Annotated in this window: 19 protein-coding genes; 4 read left to right on the top strand and 15 right to left on the bottom strand. The window is 54.0% G+C overall.

The genetic code is table 11. From position 1 onward, the window contains the following. Window positions 1-2: 2 nt before the first annotated feature. Window positions 3-1,826, bottom strand: a complete 1,824-nt coding sequence (locus IPM21_13915; protein MBK9164974.1) for a long-chain fatty acid--CoA ligase — start codon at window positions 1,824-1,826, stop codon at window positions 3-5. A 224-nt stretch (window positions 1,827-2,050) separates the two neighbouring features. Here IPM21_13915 and IPM21_13910 point away from each other — a divergent pair, with 224 nt between their 5' ends. Beyond that, window positions 2,051-2,287, top strand: coding sequence for a hypothetical protein (locus tag IPM21_13910; GenBank protein MBK9164973.1), 237 nt, complete (start codon window positions 2,051-2,053; stop codon window positions 2,285-2,287). Between the two features lie 183 nt (window positions 2,288-2,470). On the opposite strand, the gene IPM21_13905 is transcribed toward IPM21_13910, so the two are convergent. Continuing rightward, the gene (locus IPM21_13905) at window positions 2,471-3,748 is read right to left on the bottom strand and encodes a hypothetical protein (protein MBK9164972.1); all 1,278 of its coding nucleotides are present in this window, start codon (window positions 3,746-3,748) and stop codon (window positions 2,471-2,473) included. A gap of 127 nt (window positions 3,749-3,875) precedes the next feature. Continuing rightward, window positions 3,876-4,340 (bottom strand): hypothetical protein, encoded by a 465-nt coding sequence (locus IPM21_13900; protein MBK9164971.1) that lies wholly within the window; start codon window positions 4,338-4,340, stop codon window positions 3,876-3,878. A gap of 1,011 nt (window positions 4,341-5,351) precedes the next feature. On the opposite strand from IPM21_13900, the gene IPM21_13895 reads away from it, so the two are divergent. Both IPM21_13895 and IPM21_13890 read left to right on the top strand, forming a co-directional pair. Further along, window positions 5,352-6,437 carry an IS3 family transposase gene (locus IPM21_13895; protein MBK9164970.1) on the top strand — a complete coding sequence of 362 codons (1,086 nt, stop codon included), beginning with the start codon at window positions 5,352-5,354 and terminating at the stop codon, window positions 6,435-6,437. A 598-nt stretch (window positions 6,438-7,035) separates the two neighbouring features. Then, entirely contained in the window at window positions 7,036-8,577 is a 1,542-nt protein-coding gene (locus IPM21_13890) for an aminopeptidase P family protein (protein MBK9164969.1), read from the top strand. A 63-nt stretch (window positions 8,578-8,640) separates the two neighbouring features. Here IPM21_13890 and infA read toward each other — a convergent pair whose 3' ends face one another. After that, window positions 8,641-8,859, bottom strand: a complete 219-nt coding sequence (gene infA / locus IPM21_13885; protein ID MBK9164968.1) for a translation initiation factor IF-1 — start codon at window positions 8,857-8,859, stop codon at window positions 8,641-8,643. Between the two features lie 117 nt (window positions 8,860-8,976). Here infA and corA point away from each other — a divergent pair, with 117 nt between their 5' ends. Further along, window positions 8,977-10,038, top strand: a complete 1,062-nt coding sequence (corA, locus tag IPM21_13880) for a magnesium/cobalt transporter CorA (protein MBK9164967.1) — start codon at window positions 8,977-8,979, stop codon at window positions 10,036-10,038. 7 nt (window positions 10,039-10,045) lie between these two features. Here corA and IPM21_13875 read toward each other — a convergent pair whose 3' ends face one another. The 11 genes from IPM21_13875 to IPM21_13825 form a co-directional block, all read right to left on the bottom strand. Further along, window positions 10,046-10,780 (bottom strand): hypothetical protein, encoded by a 735-nt coding sequence (locus IPM21_13875; protein MBK9164966.1) that lies wholly within the window; start codon window positions 10,778-10,780, stop codon window positions 10,046-10,048. Then, window positions 10,777-11,277, bottom strand: coding sequence for a phosphatidylglycerophosphatase A (locus tag IPM21_13870; GenBank protein ID MBK9164965.1), 501 nt, complete (start codon window positions 11,275-11,277; stop codon window positions 10,777-10,779). The genes IPM21_13875 and IPM21_13870 overlap by 4 nt, the downstream gene beginning before the upstream one ends. Before the next feature lie 53 nt (window positions 11,278-11,330). Next, the gene (gene cobO / locus IPM21_13865) at window positions 11,331-11,915 is read right to left on the bottom strand and encodes a cob(I)yrinic acid a,c-diamide adenosyltransferase (GenBank protein MBK9164964.1); all 585 of its coding nucleotides are present in this window, start codon (window positions 11,913-11,915) and stop codon (window positions 11,331-11,333) included. A 12-nt stretch (window positions 11,916-11,927) separates the two neighbouring features. Further along, entirely contained in the window at window positions 11,928-12,890 is a 963-nt protein-coding gene (locus tag IPM21_13860; protein MBK9164963.1) for a bifunctional oligoribonuclease/PAP phosphatase NrnA, read from the bottom strand. A 37-nt stretch (window positions 12,891-12,927) separates the two neighbouring features. After that, entirely contained in the window at window positions 12,928-13,287 is a 360-nt protein-coding gene (rbfA, locus tag IPM21_13855; GenBank protein ID MBK9164962.1) for a 30S ribosome-binding factor RbfA, read from the bottom strand. Window positions 13,288-13,296: 9 nt separating this feature from the next. Beyond that, the gene (gene infB / locus IPM21_13850; protein MBK9164961.1) at window positions 13,297-16,029 is read right to left on the bottom strand and encodes a translation initiation factor IF-2; all 2,733 of its coding nucleotides are present in this window, start codon (window positions 16,027-16,029) and stop codon (window positions 13,297-13,299) included. Window positions 16,030-16,135: 106 nt separating this feature from the next. Further along, complete coding sequence (nusA, locus tag IPM21_13845) at window positions 16,136-17,743, bottom strand: transcription termination factor NusA (protein MBK9164960.1); 1,608 nt, start codon at window positions 17,741-17,743, stop codon at window positions 16,136-16,138. Window positions 17,744-17,803: 60 nt separating this feature from the next. Beyond that, window positions 17,804-18,289, bottom strand: coding sequence for a ribosome maturation factor RimP (locus IPM21_13840; protein ID MBK9164959.1), 486 nt, complete (start codon window positions 18,287-18,289; stop codon window positions 17,804-17,806). Between the two features lie 111 nt (window positions 18,290-18,400). Then, window positions 18,401-18,808, bottom strand: a complete 408-nt coding sequence (locus tag IPM21_13835; protein ID MBK9164958.1) for a hypothetical protein — start codon at window positions 18,806-18,808, stop codon at window positions 18,401-18,403. 14 nt (window positions 18,809-18,822) lie between these two features. Further along, the gene (locus IPM21_13830; protein MBK9164957.1) at window positions 18,823-19,785 is read right to left on the bottom strand and encodes an ROK family protein; all 963 of its coding nucleotides are present in this window, start codon (window positions 19,783-19,785) and stop codon (window positions 18,823-18,825) included. A gap of 24 nt (window positions 19,786-19,809) precedes the next feature. Further along, window positions 19,810-20,874: a substrate-binding domain-containing protein gene (locus tag IPM21_13825; protein ID MBK9164956.1), complete on the bottom strand. Its 1,065-nt coding sequence runs from the start codon at window positions 20,872-20,874 to the stop codon at window positions 19,810-19,812. Window positions 20,875-21,243: the final 369 nt, after the last annotated feature.

Below are 21,243 nucleotides of genomic sequence, written 5' to 3'. Positions count from 1 at the left end.
AGCTAGTTTCCTCCGCAGATCTCATCGATAGCATCCTCATATTTTTCATCGATAACTGAGCGCTTGATCTTGAGCGTGGGGGTCATCTCTCCCCGATCGATCGAAAATTCTCTGGGCAGCAAAAACACACGCTTGACCCTTTCGTAGTCGGAAAGCTCCCTGGTCAGGTCAACGGCGTCTTTCTGCACACGTTTGATAACAAAGGGGTTAACGCAAAGCTCCTCGCGGGTGCCCTCGACAGCAATGCCTTCATCGGCGAGCGTTTCCTTCAAGGCATCCCAGTCCGGAACGATCAATGCTCCGACCTGCTTTCTGCCCGAGCCGACGACGACCGGCTGTGCAACGAGCGGGCTTTGCTTGAGGAGGCTTTCGACCTGCAGCGGGGCGACGTATTTTCCGTTCGACAGCTTAAAGAGGTCCTTGATGCGGTCGGTGACGTAAAAATGCCCGTCCTCGTCCACATAACCGACGTCGCCGGTGTGATAGAAGCCCTCGCTGTCGATGACTTTCGCGGTCTCTTCGGGCTTTTGATAGTAGCCCTGCATCACGCTTTTTCCGCGGATGAGGATCTCGCCGTTGCCCGGATCGATCTTCATCTCGATGCCTTCGAAAGGCGTGCCGATCGAGCCGACCTTATTATCCTCCGGCCGGTTTGCGCAGGTGATGCAGGCCTCGGTCATGCCGTAGCCTTGCAGGATCGGGATGCCCGCCGCCCAAAACGCATACGAGAGCTTTTTCGAGAGCGGAGCTCCGCCCGAGACGAAGAAACGCAGGTGCCCGCCGACGCCCGCACGCCATTTTGAGAAGACGAGCCGCGAGGCTAGTGCGTGTTTTGCCGCCAGCGTCGCCGGCACCGATTCGTGCATATCCTTCGCCCGCCAGTAATCCTGCCCGACGCCGAGTGCCCAATCGAAGAGCTTCGTCTTGAACCCGCCGGCAGCCTTCCCCTTCTTGACTATCTTGTGATAGACCTGCTCGAAGAGCCGCGGCACCGCCGTCATTATCGTTGGCTTTACTTCCTGCAGATGGCCGGCGATCTGGTCAAACGCCGCACAGTAATGTATCGCCACGCCATTGGCGCAGAGCACGTAAAAAACTGACCTTTCAAAAATGTGCGAGAGCGGCAGAACGGCGAGCGACCGATCGGTGTTCCTGATCGGCAGGCCCTTAGAGATGGCCGCCACATTCGACGTAAAATTTTCGTGGGTCAGCATCACGCCCTTTGGCTCGCCGGTCGTCCCGGAGGTATAGATCACCGTCGCCAGGTCGTCGGCCTTGACCTGTGCCAGCAGTTCGTCAAAATTGTCGATCTCGTCCTTCCGGGTGCCCTCGGCCTCGAGGTCCTTGAGCGACATCGCCCGGCCGTCTTCCGGCAGAAAGTCGGCATCGAAAAAGATCAGCTTCTCGAGCGATTCAATGCTCTGGATGACCGATTCGGCGTGTTTCCAGAGCTTCTTGCCCGAGACGAAGAGCATCTTCGCACCCGAATTTTCGATGATATAGCGGATCTGATCGACGGCCTGCGTTGTGTAGATCGGAACGTTGACGCCGCGGAGCGAGAGGATCGCGATATCCGTAAACGACCACTCCGGCCGGTTTTCCGAGATGATGGCGATGCGGTCGCCGGCCTTTACGCCCAGCCGCGAAAGCCCGAGCGCGATCCGCCGAATTCGCTCAATGGCGTCGGCGCCCGAAACTCTGTGCCAGACATCGTCTATCTTGAAAGACAACGCGTCAGGCTTGTTATTGCGGCGGAAAGATTCGATGCAATAGTGCGGCACGGTCTGCGGCAAAGCATCAAACCCGATAAGATTCTCAGCAACCATCGGTTTAGATCAGGCCGGGCAAATTACCCAGAAATTACGAAAACATTACATTCTCACAAAATCACCCCATCAAGTCCAATAGCCCCTCGCCGTGGCAGCAATCTGAATCCGGAATCTGGAATTCCGGAATTAACCATTCACCATTCGCCACTCACCATCCCGCTGCCGACGCTGCCGCGGCTACAAGTTCAAAACCAAACTCCTGGACCATCTCGTTCGAGAAAATGCCCTCGCATCGGGCCGTCAAATTCGCCTACGCACCCGGCAGCCGCTCCGGCGCGACCGGCGAGACCATCTTCAACTTTGCCGTCACCAACCGCGTCGATGGCGACACCTTCAGCGAAGGCTTCATCGACACCGCCACGCTCCCGCCCGGCAACTACATCCTCCGCGTCTTCGCCGCCGACTTCTCCGGCAACACCACCCAAAAAGACCTCCCCATAACCCTCACCCGCCCGTAAGTAAGTGTCCCAATGCAAAAGCCCGAGCTGTCAGTAGCCCGACCGTTAGGAAGGGCGCTACTCGGAATTCGGAGTTATTCCGCTAAAGTCGAAACTGGCAACAATCACCCAACCGTGGAAGACGTTGACATCTGTGTAGCCCACATCGCCAGATGCGGCGGCCGCGCTCGTGGATCGATACCCCTATTTTCGGCAGAACCTTTCGGAGCGTTCGCCGCATCGGGTGGCGGGCAACCATTGGTGCAATGCCATTTGGGAGATCAGCAATGCCCGCGAAATGTGGTCGTTCATAATCGGCTCCTGCGGGAAAATGATCGACGACTCCCGCAGGAACGTCGCCCCAGCATGCTCCATCCCGCCAAACGGAAATTCCGGTATCAAAACCAGATCGTACTTAGGAAACGGAAACTTGTAATCGAAATATTCCTCAAAATATTTGATCGCCTCACGGTTCAGCCGAAACACCTCAGCCGCGTGCGGCCTGAATTTTTCTGCTTGGGAACGACGAACAAATAGATTCGAAACCCTCCGTTCGCGTTTGTCTGTTGAAGGAACGCAATTCAACGACTCGGTTCCGGTTTGTCTTAAATATTTGCATTCGTCAAATACGTCAAAGTTGCCTGCTGCAAACGCGAAGACATATGTACTAATTGGTTTGGTGGAACGGAAAAGCGTCCTGACATGTCCTTTTAAAATCGGCTGAGGATTTACTTTCTTGAAGGCATCCGGTGGATTGGCGTAAAGCTCGAGTGTATCTGTTGCGACAAGAGCCTCACTGTTGGCGACTACTTTCCAGTCTTGCGGAGCATCAATCGTTAGGTCGTCAAACCTCGCCTTCAGATCCGGCTGGTCAAACACCGGAAACGCCGTGCTCGCATCGCTTGGGACAAAGAGCGAGTAGATATACTCCGACCCGTCCTCTTTATCCACATACCGCGTTATCGCCGACCCGCTCGTCAGTATTGGCGAGGTGAAATCGAGCTTGATAACGTTCTCGCCCGACACCACGCCGTAACTGAAAAAAAGATGCTCGTTGTATTCGTAGTACTCAGCAAAGCGAGTTTCGCCTCCATGAAACTCTTTTGCCGCCTCTGCGCCTCGGGAGCCCTGTTCAACTTTCCTGCCGTTAACGGACACATTAGAAATTGTTGAGAGTTCTTCATGTCCCCTTATCCTCCGCCAATCGAGGATGATCGGAGCGATGTGGAAGTACTGCATTCCGCGTCCTTTTGTGGGATCGACCGGGTCACCATAAGCTTTCAATCTTATCTCCATCGTTCCCTTTAACACCGGCGACATCTTTTCTAGCGTCAGGTTTAGCTTGTAGCGGACGTCGCTGTAGTGCGCGGCTCGCCACTTCGCCAGCTCGAGCGGAACGCCGGGCTCGATCGGCGGCATTTGTGCGGTCGACAAAATTGCAGATATCGCAAAGACCAAGGCGACAAAGACCGTTCTTAACATTTCTACTTTCATACAGGAGTAACTTTCGAGCGGTTTAACTGTTAGAGTCCTCGCCGCGCAGATTCGGTTGCCCGACTCCAATAGAACAATCGGGATCAGGCCTGCGATATTGCAATTCGCTCTGGCGTCATTCTAAGAGACGGACAGGCGGATTTAAGTCATCGTCCTGCACTATGATTCGGCTTTTTGCGATTCCAGGCTCAGCCTTCTTGAAATGAAGACATACAAACAACGTTTCGTCATCAAAGTTTGCTTTTTGAGCTGCTGTAAGAAGATATTGTCCGGGCTCAACACTGACCGCGTTAGGTTCGTTTTCCTCTGGACCTTCGACGTGAACCGTTCCTGACTCCGTGTAAAACGGAACTTCTATTACTCGCGAGTCCTCGCTGTTTAACTCATATTGGCGGTCAAACACTTGAACATGCGCGTAGCCGAAATCGAGCAATGTACCAAAACTCACCGAAGAAGCATTCTTCGAAAAGCCCTGGTTGGAATGATCTTCAGTCCATTCGTTTCCCGGCACTTCAATCCCGCTGTCAAAAACGACAAATTGGTTGTATGAGAACTCTGTAACAAATTCGGCAAGCTTCATACTGCAAATTCCTTTCGGCTCGATTGTACCAGCGATGTCAATAAGAATTCCAGATTCCAGATTCCGCATTCGATGAATAGCCCTTCCTCACGGCCAGGCCTCGGGCACGGTCAGCCTCACACAGGCGGAAACCCGACCTGTAGGGAGGGTGTCTTGCCAAAAGGAGAAAGGATAAAGGATTAAGAAGAAGGGAAAAGTTTGGAGCTTTGGTTTCTTCTTTTTCTTTGTTCGTGGTTCTTAAATTCTTCGCGGCGGAGCCGCGGGCCGGTCTGTGCTGTTCAGTTTTGGTTCTGTGATTTCTGTGGCTTTGGGGCTGCGATACGGAACGGCCCCAGAAGACACAGACGAAAGCCACAGACAGAGTTCTTGTTTTCTTCGTTTCTTCTTTCGTGGTTTGAAAAGTCTAGACGGCCGAATGCCACCGTCTTCGACGGTTCCGGGTTCATTTTGGGTACGCGACCCACGTCTTGCGACGTGGGCTACATCAATTCCGTCGTCTCCGACGACTCCGGTGGACTGGCTAAAGCCGGAACTCAAAACTCCGAAACTTCGCAACTTTCGAAACTTCGCAACTTCGCAACTATCCAGAACTTCCATATCTTCCAAATCTTCCGTTTCTCACGGATCGCCGTTCACATTGGCTTGAAGTCCGAAGAAAATGAACAGCGGAGGGCAGTAAATCGTGAATCGTAAATCGTCAATAGAGGCCAAGCGAACTAAGCGAATAGGCACAATCAACGCGGAGCCCGCGAAGATCGCAGAGAGTGTAAGCGGTGAGCGGTGAGCGGTTAACCGTCAGCATGGGCCGGGAAAGATCAAATGTCCATCTTTAACCAATTAACAATGGTCCAGTTAACAATTGACAATGCGGACGAATGCCAGAGATCCAAGACCGAACCCCGGCCGCTTGTTCCAGTTGTTCCAGACGTCCGATTTGTCCCAAATGTCCCATTCGTTCCAAGCGTTCCAGATGTCTTGTCCTGAAATAGGTTTACAGGTAAAAGGGAACAGATGAAACAAGAAGAAGAGATGAGGAGAGAGGCAGTTGAGAGGTACGGGAGAGGGGGTGTGTCGATGCGGGAGCTGGCGCGGATATACCGGGTTTCGGCGTCGACTGTACATAGATGGATAAGGGGTCGTGAGGCCGGGGCCGGTTCGGCGACGGGGTCGTCTGCCGGGCCGGGAGCGGGGCATGGGTCCGGGTCGGCGGAGGTGAGGCGGCTGCGGAAGGAGCTTGAGGAGGCCCGGCTCTACAACGAGTTGCTGAATGCGATGATCGACATCGCGGAAGATCGATTTGAGGTACCGATCAGAAAAAAACAGGAGGTAGGAAGGCTGAGAAAGGAGCAAAAGCGGATCGGTGTAAGAAAGCTGCATCACATGATGAGCGGGTTTGCCCGCGAGCACTCGGTAGAGATCGGCCGCGACGCTTTGTACGACCTCTTGCGGGAGCATTCGATGCTGGTCCGAAAGAGAAGGAGGCGAAGTCCGAGGACAACGTTTTCGGGCCTCTGGATGAAGAGCTTCCCGAATCTTGCGAAGGGCTTCGAGCCGACCCGCTGCAATCAATTGTGGGTCAGCGATATCACTTATATCAGGGTCCGGGAAGGGTTTGCTTATCTGAGCCTGATCACGGACGCGTATTCGCGAAAGATAGTCGGCTACTGCCTCAGCGAGGACCTGACGGCCAGAGGGCCGGCGGCGGCACTGCGGATGGCACTCAGGGACAACCCGGAACGCGAAGGGCTGATACATCATTCGGACCGTGGGCTGCAATACTACAGCTCGCGGTACATGAAGCTGATCGGGAAACAGATCCGGGTCTCGATGAGCGAAAAGAGCGACCCGCTGGAGAACGCCATCGCCGAACGCGTCAACGGCATTCTCAAACAGGAACTGCTCCGGACAAGCTTCAAAAGCTTCTCCGAGGCGGCCCGGCAGATCGATCAGGCGGTCAATACCTACAACCACCTGAGGCCGCATCTGTCGATCGATATGCTCACCCCGGCCGAGGCCCATGCCAAGACCGGCGAGCTCAAGAAGCGCTGGAAGAAATACTATCCGGCCAAAACTTTTCACTCTCAGGCCGCGGCCTGAGAGTGAAACTCAAAACCAATATAAGGAGATGCCCGTAAACCTTCTTCAGGACCAACACAAAACAGGAAACCTATACCAGGTTTACCACCAAAATGTGTCAACTTTTTTCAGGACGACACAAGATGTTCGCGATGTTCGCGGCGTTTCCGCTGTTCACGATGTTCGCGGTGTTCACGGTGTTTTCGCGAACGCGCGATGCCCGAAAAAGAACAGAACACCAAGAAATGCGGAATTCGGAAGTCGGAATGCGGAATGCCGTGTCGGAGGCCCGCGCGTCAGCACGGGCTTATCATCCGATGCGAGCTCCGAAATCTGGAATCTGGAATTTGGAACCTGGAATTTGGAATCTGGAATTTGGAATCTGGAATTCCCGAAAGCCGGGACTCAAAACTCCCGGGCGTTTCAGGCGTTTCAAGTGTTTCAGGCGATTCATTTCTTTCATTCGTTTCAACCGTTTCAGAAACGTGCCGTCTCCTTTAAAAATGAAACACCCGGGGGCCGATGGAAACCGGAATCGCTATTTTGCGTATATAATGAAGTCAACACAAAGCTCTTCCGGGTTGCCGATGTGCTCGGCCAAAACAACATTGAGGAAATAATGAAGAAAGCAATCATCTGGATCATCATCGCGGCGTTTCTCCTGTCGGGCCTTACGGCCGTGGTCTTTTCACAGCCATCGGCGGGACCGGCCATCCGAGTAACGCCGCAGGCACCGCGATTCACCGACGCCGAGAGGCAAGCCGAGCTTGCCAAGCGGCGGGCCGCCGTCGCGGCAAAAATGGAAGATAAGAGCATGCTCGTCCTCCTCTCCGCCGAGCCGAAGATCTATTCCAATTCGGTCAATTACGTCTTCCGCCAGGAGAATAATTTCGTTTACCTAACGGGGCTCAAGCAGGGCGGTGCGGTCTTCGTAATGACCAAAGATGGCGACGCCGTCAGCGAATATCTCTTTCTGCCGCGGCGTAACCCGGTGACCGAAACATGGGACGGCAAGATGTATTCGGACGATGAGGCACGGAACATCTCGGGCCTCAAGACGATCATACCTACAACCGAACGAGCCGCATTCTTTGACGCACTCAAGGCAAAAGAGGCCTTTACGGCAAAGACCGGCGGAATCACGATCGGGGCCTTTGAGACGGTCTATATGCTGCTTCCCTCAAGCCCGAACGATGGCAACGCGATGCGTGAATTCAGGCAGGAGAATGAGTTTCGCAAAGAGCTTGGCGAGCGAAACGTCCTCAATGCCCGGCCGATCTTTGCCCAGCTACGGCTCGTCAAATCGCCATATGAGATCAAGCTGATGCAGCACGCGATCGACATCTCGATCGAGGCACATATGCGGTCGATGGCGATGGTCCACCACGCCAAATGGGAATACGAGGTGCAGGCCGAGGTCGAATACACCTTCCGCCGTCGCAATGCAGATTATTGGGGCTACCCGTCGATCGTCGGCTGCGGCCAAAACGCGACCACGCTCCATTACCAGATCCCGAAAGGCGAAGTTAAAACCGGCGACCTGCTGCTGATGGACGTTGGGGCCGAATATGAGCACTACACGGCGGACATCACGCGGACGTTTCCGGTTAACGGCAAGTTCTCAAAGGAACAGGCCGAGATATACCAGATCGTTTACGACGCTCAGGAAGCCGTCGCGAAAATGACCAAGCCGGGCGTCCGCTTCGCTGCACTTCAGGCCGAGGCCGCTCGGGTCATCGAGGACGGGCTCTTCCGGCTCGGGCTCGTTACGGCCAAGGACGGCCAGCAATTCCGCCGCTGGTACATGCACGGACTCGGCCACTGGCTGGGAATGAACGTCCACGATGTTGGCGACTATGGAACGCCGCTCGCTCCGGGAATGGTCTTCACCAACGAGCCGGGCATCTACATCCGCCCGGACGCCCTCGAGTGGCTTCCCGATACGCCTGAGAACCGCGACTTCATCGCCAAGGTCAAGCCGGCATTTGAGAAGTACAAGAGCATCGGCGTCCGCATCGAGGACGATATGCTCGTCACCGCGACCGGCGTTGAATGGATGAACAAGGCCCTGCCGCGTTCGATACCGGATATCGAAAGCTTTATGGCACGAGCGTCAAAGGAAATGAACTATACGGCGTCGATCTTCCCGAGCCGCCATTAGGCTCGGGGGCGCAACTAAAGGGGCCTCGAAGATCGAAGCCCCTGAAACTAGCTCACGGTCGGTTTACTTGTGGCGGTAGGTGATCCGGCCTTTGGTCAGGTCGTAGGGTGAAAGCTCAACATCAACGCGGTCGCCCATCAAGATGCGGATCCGGTTGCGGCGCATTCGGCCCGAAATGGTAGCCAACACAATGTGGTCACTATCATTGACCTTCACCTTGAAATACGCATTCGGCTGTTTGTCTATCACTACCCCCGCAAGGGCGATTAATTCTTCTTTCATCTGCTCATTGATTATACCGCACTTGCCGAAATTCGCTAAGCGATATTTGGGCAAAACCATACCGGTGCTTGAACATTCGTGCTCCCAATGCTACAAAACCAGACAGCCTTAAACTATATGCCAGATTCGGCCTCATTTGCAGAAATATTTGTATATCGCGACGCGGCCGAGAACGTTGAGGAAGGCTTCCAGCTCGAGGAACTCCCGGACTTGTTGGCTGATCGTACAAACTTGGTTTGGGTCGACCTTCGGGGCGAGGGAACGGATCACAAGGCGATCGAGGCTTTCCTGCTCAATGTGTTCAAATTTCATCACCTTACGGTCGAAGATTGTCTTGAAACCAGAAACCAGCCGAAGGTCGAGGCATTTCCCGGTTATCTTTTCTTTATTGTTCACGGCGTAACGCCGGACAAGACAACACCGACCGACTTTGTAACAAAGGAATTGGACGGCTACCTCGGCGAAAACTTCGTCGTTACCTTTCACCTCGAAAGCTTCCGCAGCATCAATGAAACGAAGACCTTGATCCGAAGCAGTCCTTTCGCCTGCCAACGCGGATCAGCCTTTTTGCTTCACCAGATACTCGACCGGCTCGTTGATAATTACATCCCTGTGGTCGACGAGTTCAATGCGCAGATCGAGGTCATCGAGGACGAGATCCTTTTGATGAAGGAAAGCGACAGCGTTGTGCTCGAACGCATCATGGACCTCAGACGGAGCGTCGGCCGCTTGAAACGTATATCGACGCGGCAGCGTGAGGTGCTCTATCGTATGTCGCACGGCGAATTCAGGCAGATACCTGAGATCGTCCTGCCGTTCTTCCGTGATGTGCATGACCACCTGCTTAGGGTCGCCGATCTTTCAGAAAGCTATCGTGAACTCGTAAGCGGGCTCGTTGAGATCCACTTCACGGTCGTCGCCAACCGCACGAATGATGTAATGAAAACCCTCGCGGTCGTCTCCGCGATAATCTTGCCGCTTTCACTTATTGCCGGCATTTATGGAATGAACTTTCAGAATATGCCGGAGTTGCATACTCCATACGGTTATTTTGCCGTTCTCGGCCTAATGGCCGTGATCACTATCGTTTTGCTGGTTTACTTCAAACGGCGGGGATGGATCTTTCAGCGTGAACGACGGGAAGGTTCGGTCGGGAAAAAAGGCGAGGAAGGCGAATAATCATTGACTACGCCGGATTACTCAAAGCACTATGAAGAAGACGCTCAACCTGCAGATCCCCGAAGCCATAAACACCGGCACGCTTCTGAAACTCCGGAAAAATTTCCTTCATTTCCTTTAATCCTTCGGACTTGAGTTCGCGGATCAATTCGATAGGTCGTGTTTCTATTTCTGCCGCTGCATCGGCGACTTCCTTTAGAAAGGGAAAAACCGGCGAACGGTATTCACCTAGCGACCGCAATTCTTCTCCATCGCGAGAGCGAAACGCCGCCCAGAGCTTTCTTCCGACTTTAAGGTCTTCATCAGAGAATCTTTGTCGGGCCTGGGAACACTCCTTCAGGTCCTCGAATGAGTGATTTCCGAAACCTTTCCAGGCGTCATCCGGCGAGGCATTTAGTGGAGCGACTCGGTAAACGTTACCATGATCATTCAACAGGTCTAGGCAAAACCACATATTTGCCTGACAGAAAAGCTCGTATTCGAACCAGAGGTTGACCTCGGCATCTTCCGGCAAATAGGTGAGCCGCTCGACCTTATACGCAACTTTTTCGCGATAGTCGATCGGGTCTTCGCCGTATTCCAAATTAAGGAAATTGGCGCGAATATCCCAGAATTCATCAAGTGTCTCGGCACAAATATCACCTACGATAAGGGCTTCGCGAAAGACGATCGTCTCGCCTTCGATACCGGTTTTCGCAAATTCTTCGACGAGCGAATCGCCCGGCAAAACGTGAATGATCATATCGAAAGAGATATCGCGTATATCACCGAAAGGCAAACACCGGCATAAACGCCTGCAAGGATATCATCAGCACACACGCCGATTCCGCCCGGGAGAACCTGAAGCGAATCTATCGGATATGGCTTCCAGATATCGAACAGCCGAAAAAGGAGAAAGCCCGCGATGATCATCGGCCACCCGATGCTGAACGGAACGAAAAGAAACACGATGAGCTGCCCGATCACCTCGTCAACAACCGCTTCCGGCGGGTCGGTGTTGCCAAGAAGTTCCGTCGAACGTCCGGCCGCCCAAATTCCAAGTAGTGTAAAGAGAAGAAGTGCAATCGTTACGACCGGCAAGGTCCAGGCATGAACTACGGGCGGAAGGATCTTGTCATCGATCATACCGAGGTTTAAGAGCAGGTACTCGGCACCAAGATAGATACCGATCCCGACTATTGAACCCCATGTTCCCGGAGCGAGCGGAAGGTACCCGACGCCGAAGGTCGTCACCGCCAGCGAGAAATGATCGCGGTACCCATGAACACTCCGGCGTTCGATATCTTCCTTCACTAGAACTCGATCCCCTGCTGAGCATATATGCCGGCGTGAAAGGGATGCTTGATCTCCTTCATTTCGGTTACAAGATCCGCGGCTTCAACAAGCTCCGCCGGAGCATTTCGGCCGGTCATTATGATGTGAAGGTGCGGCTGTTTCTCTCGGATCGCTTTGACCTCATCGAGCACCGAAGCAACGTCGAGGAATTTGTAATCGAGTACGTAAACGATCTCATCAAAGACCAGAAGATCGTACTCCTCGGACCTCATTTTCTCGACGCAAAGCGCCCAGGTCTCTTCGGATGTCTTGATATCGATGGAACTATCTTGGGTGTCCCAGGTGAAGCCGGCTCCCATCGTGTGGACCTCGACCCCAAGCTTCTCGAGCGATTCATGTTCACCGTAGCGGTCGGTCTTCGACTTCATGAACTGGATCATGCAGCACTTCATCCCTCGCCCGGCAGCCCTGACCAGAACACCAATTGCCGCCGTGGTCTTTCCCTTTCCGTCACCGGTATTGACCATCAGTAGCCCGTGGGTCTTTTCGCGGTAATCATCGCGTCGCCACTTATAGCGTTTTTCTTTTGTCTCCTCGCTCATCTGGTCTCCGGATCAATCGCCAAGGCTTCGCGCAACCGCTTGTTGCAAGGCCTCGACGATCTCTTTTTCCTTTTCGTCCCAATCGCCTTCGACCCGAAGCCCGGCCGCATTTTTGTGCCCGCCGCCGCCGAACATTTCGGCAACGCGGGCTACATTGATGTCGCCCTTGGAGCGAAGGCTGACGCGGTATCGCCCGTCGCCGACCTCACGCATCAGGACAACAGCAACGATCTCTTTCGCGGCGAGCGGGATATTGACGAACCCGCTATTGTCGCCGTCGATCGCGTCGGAAGACTCGCGCATCGCAAGGGTCTGCCGCATGAAAGCGATCCGGCCGGTCTCATCTCGCCTAACGGAATTAAGTACCTGCCGCATCAGTTCGATTCGCGACCACGGATAGTGGTAGTAAACCGCTTCTGAGATCTCCGCCGGACGTACACCCGCTTTAACAAGTTCGGACGCGACCTTGAGCGTACGCTCCGTTGTATTCGGGAAGTGAAACGAACCGGTGTCCGTAATGAGCGCCATATACACACATTCGGCGATCTCCTTCGTCACGCGGCCGCCAATGGCCTTGCATAGGTTGTAGATCATCTCGCCAACTGCCGAAGCTGTCGGGTCGATCCAATTGATCTTGCCGAAATGTTCGCTGGTCGCGTGGTGGTCGATATTTACGGTGAGTTCATTCTCGAGGCCTTGAATGCCGGGACGCTTGATGTCAGAACACTCGAGCACGAAGACAGCATCGTATTTCCGGTCAATGTTCTCAATATCGCGTATCTGATCGGCTCCCGGCAGCGATTGGTAAGACGGTGGGATCGGACCGTGAACGATGACCTCAGCTTCCTTGCCGAGCGAACGAAGAAGCCAGCAAAGGCCGAGCGACGAGCCGACGCCGTCGCCGTCCGGCTTTACGTGGGTCGTAATGCCAAAGCTCTGCCGGCTTTCGATTAATTCAACAACTTGACTTAACACTAATACAACAAATGATCAAACTACTTAAGATTTCTGTCTAGGTTTCAGCTTCAACATCGGCCGCAGGCTTGACCGCTTCGAGCAACTCGCCTATGCGGGCCGCATTTTCTTCGGCCGTATCCCGGGCAAAGTGAAGGTGCGGAGTGTGACGAAGATCCAGATCGAGAGCAACCTGACGCCGGATGTATCCGGAAGCTTTTTCCAAAGCATCGAAAGCTCCCTTGATCTCCTTTTCGGTTCCGTGGACGAGCACAAAGACCTTTGCGTCGCGAAGATCACTGGTCACCTCGACGTCCGTAACCGTTATGGAGCCGAGCCGAGGGTCATCGAGCTCGAACCCAACGACCTCAGCAATCTCTTCTTTCAATGCCTCTGCCAACCGCTCAGGCCTTCGCATAATTACCGCTTAGAGCTCCGTGGCCGCGATGCTTTCGATCACAAAGGCCTCGATCTCGTCCCCGTTCTTGATGTCGTTAAAGTTCACAAGGCTGATACCGCACTCGTACCCCTGCTTGACCTCGTTCACATCGTCCTTGAACCGCTTGAGCGTCGCGATGTCGCCTTCCCAGATAACGACCGCATCGCGGATCAGGCGTGCCTTCGCTTGGCGGCGGATGAGTCCATCGGTGACGCGGCAGCCCGCAATCGTACCAATACGCGAAACCTTGAACGTCTCCTGCACCAGGGCCTTGCCAAGTATGACCTCTTTCTCGATCGCGTCGAGCATTCCGATCATCGCGGCCTTGATTTCTTCTTCGACCTTATAAATGATCGAGTGGAGCCGGATGTCGACGTCTTCAAGCTTGGCGAGATCCGATGCACGCGACTCGGGCCGCACATTGAATCCGATGATCACAACGGCGGTCGAGGCATTGTCTGCCTGAGTTGCCGATGCCAGCAACACATCCGATTCTGCGATCGCACCGACGCCGGCGCGGATCACACGAACCTTGACCTTCTCGGTCGATAATTTCTCGAGCGTTCCGCGAACCACCTCGACCGAACCTTGTACGTCAGCCTTAAGGATGACGAGAAGTTCTTTGACCTCAGCCATTCCGAGCGATTCGATACCGCGTTTGGTCGTTTTGATCATCGCCGCCTGGCGGGCCTGCTGTTGACGCTGGCTTGCGATCGTTTGAGCTCGGTCTAGATCCGAAACGACCTGGAAAGTGTCGCCTGCTAGCGGGACGCCCTGCAGTCCCAATATCTCGACAGGAGTCGCCGGCGGGGCTTCAGTAACAATTTCGCCGCGATCAGAGAACATTGCGCGAACCTTACCGTGAAACTGGCCGACGATGAACGGATCGCCCACCCTGAGCGTCCCTTGTTGGACAAGTGCGGTAGCGACCGAACCGCGGCCCTTATCGAGCTTGGCCTCGAGCACAACACCGGCAGCTCGACGGGTCGGGCTTGCCTTAAGGTCGAGAATATCGGCCTGAAGCAGCACAGTTTCGAGCAACGTATCCAAATTCTCATGCTTCTTGGCCGAGACCGGTACCATTTCAACATCGCCGCCCCAATCGACCGGCTGAAGCCCGAGCCCAGCAAGACCCTGCTTGACCTTATCCGGATTTGCGTCCGGTTTGTCCATTTTATTGATGGCGACGATCATCGGGACGCCGGCAGCTTTGGAGTGCTCTACCGCCTCAATTGTCTGGGGCATGACGCCGTCGTCAGCCGCAACAACTAGAATGACGATATCCGTTGCTTTCGCACCGCGAGCTCGCATCATGGTAAATGCTTCGTGGCCGGGCGTATCAAGGAACACAACACGCCGCGGGTTGTCGGCATCATCCGGATTCGGAACGTGAACGCTGTATGCACCGATGTGCTGCGTAATTCCTCCTGCCTCGCCTTCGGCTACGTTGGCGGAGCGGATCGCGTCAAGCAACGACGTTTTGCCGTGATCGACGTGCCCCATTACCGTAACTACCGGTGCCCTCGTCACCTCGATATCGTCGCCACCTGTTTCGATGATCGCTTCGAATTCCTCTTCGACGACCATCTCTTCGAACGGCACGAATTTGACCTCGACACCAAAATTCAGCCCGAGCTCTTCGCCCATCTTTTCGCCAATGGGCTGATTGAGCGTCGCGAATACACCACGCTTGATCAGAAGCTGAACGATATCTCTCGGCGTGATGCCAAGAGCCTCGGCATACTCACGGACCGTTGCACCTTCAACAAGCCTGACCTGCTTGAACTCTTCGCCCTCGGGCCGGGCAACTTGGGCCATCACGCGTTCTTCGATCGTTCGCTGACGCGGAGCATCAACATCGCGTTCGGCAAACCGTCCGCCCTTCGCATCGGCTCCTTTCTTTCGTCCGCCCGAGCGTCCCGGCCGCCGCCGATTGTCGGCCGGCGGAACATAGTTCATTTGCGGCGTGCTCGTCTCGCCCGGCGTTCCACGGAACTCACCACGACGTCCGCGAGCTTCGGTTGAAAGCTTGCCAGTTTTGGTCGGCTGCGTCGACGTGACGAACCGATCTCCCGGCTTGATGCCCTTTTGAAGAGCATCGGGCGTCAACTTGAGTTGCTTGATCTGCGTGCCGGTCGGCTTCAGAATGCGGTTAGTTGTTTTTGGAGCCGGCTCCGGAGCCGATTCGTCTGTCGCCGGCTCTGCAGACTGAGGTTCTTCAAAAGGCTCTTCGGCCTGCGGCTCTTCAGCCTTGATCGGTTCTTCCTCAACAGCCGCTTTTACCGTTTCCTCGACCGGCTTTCGCTTCAGAACCTTGCGGGTTCCCGTCGTTGCCGAAGTTTCCTCGGCCGGCTCGGCGGGCTCGGCAGCCTTAGCAGGCTCGGCGGCCTTTTTTGCCACCTTAACGGTTCGCTTCTGCGGCGCGGGCTCCGCTGAAACCTCTTTCTCGACGTCGGCCGGCGGCTCTTCGGCTGGTTTTTCAACTGGTTTTGCAGTTCGAGCGACCTGCTTCGCCTTGATGATCTTGATCGAGCGCTTCGGGGCCGGATCGGCCTTGGGAAAATATTTTAGCCGCACCTTCTCTGCGATCTCGACGGCTACCGAGTTCGACGGGACACTCACGTCCGCACCCTCGCGACGCAGGTCTTCCATGATGCGCTTCGTATCCTGCTTTAGGTCGCGAGCGAGGTCGTAAATTCGTATTTTCTTACCAACTGCCATAAATATTCGTACTCAAACAAGGACTGCGGCTTTCAGCAATTTGGTCAACCGGCCCTGCTTTCGTACTTTGCCCAGGTCCGGCTAACGCAATTTGAAACGACAGAGACTATTCTTTAACGTCTTCATCGTCCGTATTTCCTTCATCCGTTTCTTCGGTTGTCTCTGCTTTGGGCTCGGCCGCTTGTTCGGAGGTCGTTTCCTCGGAGGACTCTTCCTCGGAGGTCACAACCGGTTCCTCCACGGTCTCCGCCGGATCGGCAACCTCAGCAGACTCATCACTTTCCAAGGTGTTTTCTTCGTCGGCCTCTTCGTCGGAAATCTCGGAGGCTTCCGCGTCTGCTGCTACCGGAGACCCCTCAGCGGGTTCCGCACCTTCAGGGACCGTTTCTTCAACACTGCCATCGGTCTCTTCAGGGGCGATCTGCGCATTCCGGGCTTCTACGATGGCCGCCGCCGAGTTTACGATCCGCTCAGCTTCGTCAAGACTGACGTCCAGGATATCGACAATGTCATCGACGGATGTCGATGCAAGTGCCTCAACGTCCTTGATCCCCTTCTCCTCAAGCAGTTCCGCGTGATTTGCCGAAACTCCCTCGAGAGCGGCGATCGGTACTGCAGCACCCGAAGCCATCATCTGGCCCATCTGCTTGGCGATCTCTTTCTTGAGGACCTCCTCACTTACTATATTGATATCCCAACCAACGAGCCTGGTCGCCAACCTTACATTTTGGCCGCGTTTACCGATGGCGAGGCTCAATTGATCTTCGCCAACGATCACGTCCATCCGGCGGTTCTCGATGTCCGTGATGCGAACCTGCGAGACCTTTGCCGGGGAAAGCGCATTTGCAGCGAAGACCGATGGCTCATCGGACCACTGTATAATGTCGATCTTTTCGCCGCGGAGTTCCTTGATGATCGATTGGACACGCGAGCCTTTCATGCCCACACACGCCCCCACCGGATCGACGTCCTTCTCATTTGACGTCACCGCGATCTTTGCCCGATCGCCGGGTTCTCGCACGCAGGACTTGATAACTACAGTTCCGTCATAGATCTCTGGGACTTCGAGTTCGAAGAGTTGTTTGACGAGCTCCTCTGAGGCACGTGAAAGGATTATCTGTTGCCCTTTCTGTTCCTTTGAAACGTCCATGATGACCGCACGGATGCGCTCACCCTGATTCCACATCTCGCCACGCGATTGCTGCTTCCTTGGAAGAACAGCCTCTTGTCCATTCTGGAATTCGATGATCAGGTCGCCGCGCTCGAACCGTTTGACGGTTCCCTGCTGCATTGTGCCCTTTTTGTCAATGTACTCCTCGTAAACCTTTTCGCGGAGAGCCTCACGAACTTTCTGAACCAATATCTGCTTCGCGGTCTGGGCGGCAATGCGGCCCATTTCTTCCTGCGGAAGCGGTATCTGGAGCATGTCGCCGATCTCGATCTCGTCCCCGGCCAACTCCTGTGCATCTACAAGCGAGAGTTCGGCATTTTCATCTTCGACCTCGGCAACCACGACCTTTTGCAGAGAGATCTCGATCATCCCTTCGTCGTTGTTCCACTCGACCTCAATATGGTCGCCGGTCTTATCCTGCGAACGAAACTGCTTTCTTGCCGCGGCCTTTACCGCGTCTTTCATCGCCTCGATCACAAGATCACGGTCGATCCCATGTTCCTTGCAAAGTGCATCAATACTCTGTCCTATCGAAGTTGTCATACTCGAATTTCGGCCCCTTTTATCTCGGCCCAACTAGAATTGCGTTCGCATTCGCCACGCCTACTTCTTCCTCAGATCCTCATTAATATCAAAAACCAGATTCGCTTTCCGGACCAGTTCGTAATCGATCGTAATCTCCCCGAGTCGATCGTCAACAAAAGTGATCTCACTGCCGTTGATCGTCCCGATCTTTCCTTTCAGCGACTTTGATCCGTTCATTTCGCGGCTAAGCTTGATCCTTGCCGCCTTGCCGGCAAACTTCCGAAAATCAGCGATCGAATAAAGCTCTCTTTCGAGCCCCGGCGAAGAGACCTCAAGGACATAGGCATCAGGTATAAGATCGAGTGCGTCCATTTCTGCCTCGATCGCTCTGGAGGCATCCGCACAATCGTCAATGCTCAGTCCGCCTTCCTTATCTACGAATACGCGAACGGTCGCATTTCGCTTCGTTCCGGCAAGTTCGCTGTGAACAAACTCCAGCCCAAGACGCGTCGAAACGCTCGATGCAATTTCAGAGATCTTCTTACCAACAAATTCACGATCCATATCGCTCGACCGAAAAAGAAAAAGTGGGTGCGAAACCCACTTTCAACGGTTCACTCTCGCAAGCAAGCGAGTAGTTTACTTCAACTCGGCGCCAAAAGGCAAATAAATTCCCTACAAATTAGCCTTGACTTTGTTGACCAGATCACGGACAGCTTCGAGTTTGGATTCGATGGCCTTCACTTTGTCTTTTGATGGAGCCCCGCTGAGCTCCTCGGCCATCAGGGCGAGGTCTTTTGCGCTATTAATGAGTGCACGCGAATCCTTTTCTATCGCGGTTTTCGGATCAGGACCCGATGAGAGCGACCGTTTTGCCTCAGCAACTCCCCAGTGCGTGATCCTTACAACGTTCACGCGTTTCGTCTCTGTGATCCAACTTTCCGATGAAAGATAGCTTTTGATGTCCTCAATGCTCGGAAAAAAACCTTCCTTCTTAAGAAGGTCGGCAAAATCGACATCAACGTTATCCTTTCCATCGGTGAGTTCGTAGATCTTCACCAGAACCTTATGATACGCATCCATAGAGTTTGTGCGGACTAAACTACAAGGCCGATATTTGATGAGCTGAAGGCCAGTTTCGCCACGCCGAGTATCCCCGCATCGTCGCCAAGTTTAGCCTTCACAATACTAACACGGTCTGCCGGTCGTTTGAATGCCCTTTTTTGAATCTCGCTTCTCAATGGCTCGATAAAAACTTCCCAACTGTCCGAAACTCCGCCACCGACTACGATGACCTCCGGATTAAGAACATTTATCAACCCGCCCAAGGCTACGCCAAGATAGAAGCCAAACCTGCGGAAAACTTCGATCGCCAATGGGTCACCTAAAACAGCCGCATTATAAACATCGAGTGAACTTCGGTCTATTGGCGATGCTATTTTTGACTCTGGAAACTGACTCGCAAGCTCCCCGGCCATTCGAACTACGGCAGTCGCTGAGGAATACTGCTCGAGACACCCAACACTCCCGCATCCGCACGGGTGTCCGAACGGTTCGACACATATATGCCCGATCTCCCCCGCTGTTCCGTCAATTCCCCGCAGCGGCTTCCCGTCGATGATCACACCACCTCCGACGCCGGTACCGAGCGTCACGCAGATCGAACTGCTGAAGCCGTTCGAAGCACCTAGCCAGTTTTCGCCGATCGCCGCAGCGTTGGCGTCGTTTTCAAGAAAGACCTCGATGTTCAACGCATCAGCGATCGTTGCCGCAAGCGGAAAGTCATTCAATTCGGGCAAATTCGGCGCAATAAGTATTTTTCCCGCATCGTGATCCAAAACCGCCGGAGCAGCAATGCCAAAAGCCGATATGTCCCCGAGCGGCTTACTCGCTTTTATACACTCTCGAGCTGAATCTATCAGGAGCTCGACGACGTCATCCCTTCGGCGCGTGGTCGGAGTGCTGCTCCGCGAACGATATTTTGTCTCGCCATTCTCGCCTATAACGGCCATTCGGAGATTTGTACCGCCGAGATCGGCGGCGAGAACCATCTTATCCATTGGGTAATATAGGAGGTTAAACCTCTAAGGCCTTTTCTGGCGGTCAGCCTCAGGGACGTTCCGGTAAACGTCCTCAAAATTCGAATAACCGTCCTTAATAACGGTATCCATTAAATTGTTCTTATCAACCGAAAAGACATCCAGCAAAATTGCCGGTATTTCCTTGCCGATCGCATCATTTCTAAAGGGCGAGGTTTCGATCTTCTCTCCCTTCGCCAGTTTTATCGCCGCTTCCACCGCCCCGCTCGCGAGCGGAATGATCGGCTTGTAAACGGTCATCGACTGCCGCCCTTCGGCGATCCGCTGGAGTGCATCAAGTTGGGCATCCTGTCCGGTTACCAGGATCTTGCCAGCAAGCCCTTTCTTCGCCAGTGCGTTGACTGCCCCGCCAGCCATGCCGTCGTTTGAGACAACGATCGCTTGAATATTGTCGTTATTTTGCGTCAGAGCATTCTCAACGAAATTAAGGGCTAGTTCCGGATCCCAACCTTCGATGAATTGCTCGGCCACGATCTTAACATCGCCGCGGTCAACAAATGGCTGAATGACCGCCATCTGCTCTTTCTTCATTATTGACGCGTTGTTGTCGGTCGAGGAACCGTATACCATCAAATAGTTGCCTTTCGGCACGGCGGCGACAGCATACTCCGCGATCTTCTTACCAATCACCGGAACCTGGTGCGATATATATAGGTCAATTTTGTCAGAATCGATCAGGCGATCGTAGCTGATCACCGGAACATTCTGAGCCTTTGCCTTCTCGACCATCGATGCAGCCTGCTTTGCATTGCTCGGAGCGATGACTAGAACGTCAACACCCTGGGTCAAGAGGTTCTCGACGTCATTAGCCTGCTTTTCAGCTCTGTTATCGGCCACGGTGATGATGCACTCGACGTTCATCTTCTGGCAATGAGCCTTGAAAGCCTCATTATCTCGCTGCCATCGCTCTTCGCGGAGCGTGTCCATGGCGAATCCTATCTTGATCTTTCCCGGTTCCCCGGTTTGCGGCTCGCCGCACGAGATCAAAAAGACCGACGCGACGATGATAGCGACGGCCCACCACACGGTTATTGACTTTTCAGTTCTCATAAAACTTCACCGATTAAAGCAAACTTATATTCGGAAATCAATTTGTTGCGACCTCCGCGGAATTGGTTCCTGGCGGGTCTTTGCAGGTTGGGGGTAAAAGCACGCTTCAAGCCGGGATATGGGGCGCTAGGGTAAGCGATCGCGGAAACGAGTCCACCTCGAACAAAAAAGATGACCGATTTGCGGCCTTATATGCCAAATTCGAGTGGGCATCAAAACGCAAAATAAGCGAGAGGTCGAGCAATATTGCTTTGCGATTCAGCTTTCCTGTGGTATAAAAGCTCGTAAGTTCAGAAATTTAGTCTTTGCGTTTTGTTTTTGGGTGTAGCCGAAAAGGGCGAGGGACCCCTAAATCTTTGGCAGTGCAAA

This window comes from Acidobacteriota bacterium (assembly GCA_016716435.1).
Lineage (GTDB): Bacteria > Acidobacteriota > Blastocatellia > Pyrinomonadales > Pyrinomonadaceae > OLB17.
This window is presented reverse-complemented; position numbering and strand designations above follow the sequence as displayed.

Bases quoted from the DNA above. Each gene is read 5' to 3' on its own strand.
- IPM21_13915 (MBK9164974.1), bottom strand. From the start codon at position 1,826: ATGGTTGCTGAGAATCTTATCGGGTTTGATGCTTTGCCGCAGACCGTG.
- IPM21_13910 (MBK9164973.1), top strand. From the start codon at position 2,051: ATGCCCTCGCATCGGGCCGTCAAATTCGCCTACGCACCCGGCAGCCGC.
- IPM21_13905 (MBK9164972.1), bottom strand. From the start codon at position 3,748: ATGTTAAGAACGGTCTTTGTCGCCTTGGTCTTTGCGATATCTGCAATT.
- IPM21_13900 (MBK9164971.1), bottom strand. From the start codon at position 4,340: ATGAAGCTTGCCGAATTTGTTACAGAGTTCTCATACAACCAATTTGTC.
- IPM21_13895 (MBK9164970.1), top strand. From the start codon at position 5,352: ATGAAACAAGAAGAAGAGATGAGGAGAGAGGCAGTTGAGAGGTACGGG.
- IPM21_13890 (MBK9164969.1), top strand. From the start codon at position 7,036: ATGAAGAAAGCAATCATCTGGATCATCATCGCGGCGTTTCTCCTGTCG.
- infA (MBK9164968.1), bottom strand. From the start codon at position 8,859: ATGAAAGAAGAATTAATCGCCCTTGCGGGGGTAGTGATAGACAAACAG.
- corA (MBK9164967.1), top strand. From the start codon at position 8,977: ATGCCAGATTCGGCCTCATTTGCAGAAATATTTGTATATCGCGACGCG.
- IPM21_13875 (MBK9164966.1), bottom strand. From the start codon at position 10,780: ATGATCATTCACGTTTTGCCGGGCGATTCGCTCGTCGAAGAATTTGCG.
- cobO (MBK9164964.1), bottom strand. From the start codon at position 11,915: ATGAGCGAGGAGACAAAAGAAAAACGCTATAAGTGGCGACGCGATGAT.
- rbfA (MBK9164962.1), bottom strand. From the start codon at position 13,287: ATGCGAAGGCCTGAGCGGTTGGCAGAGGCATTGAAAGAAGAGATTGCT.
- infB (MBK9164961.1), bottom strand. From the start codon at position 16,029: ATGGCAGTTGGTAAGAAAATACGAATTTACGACCTCGCTCGCGACCTA.
- nusA (MBK9164960.1), bottom strand. From the start codon at position 17,743: ATGACAACTTCGATAGGACAGAGTATTGATGCACTTTGCAAGGAACAT.
- IPM21_13840 (MBK9164959.1), bottom strand. From the start codon at position 18,289: ATGGATCGTGAATTTGTTGGTAAGAAGATCTCTGAAATTGCATCGAGC.
- IPM21_13835 (MBK9164958.1), bottom strand. From the start codon at position 18,808: ATGGATGCGTATCATAAGGTTCTGGTGAAGATCTACGAACTCACCGAT.
- IPM21_13830 (MBK9164957.1), bottom strand. From the start codon at position 19,785: ATGGATAAGATGGTTCTCGCCGCCGATCTCGGCGGTACAAATCTCCGA.
- IPM21_13825 (MBK9164956.1), bottom strand. From the start codon at position 20,874: ATGAGAACTGAAAAGTCAATAACCGTGTGGTGGGCCGTCGCTATCATC.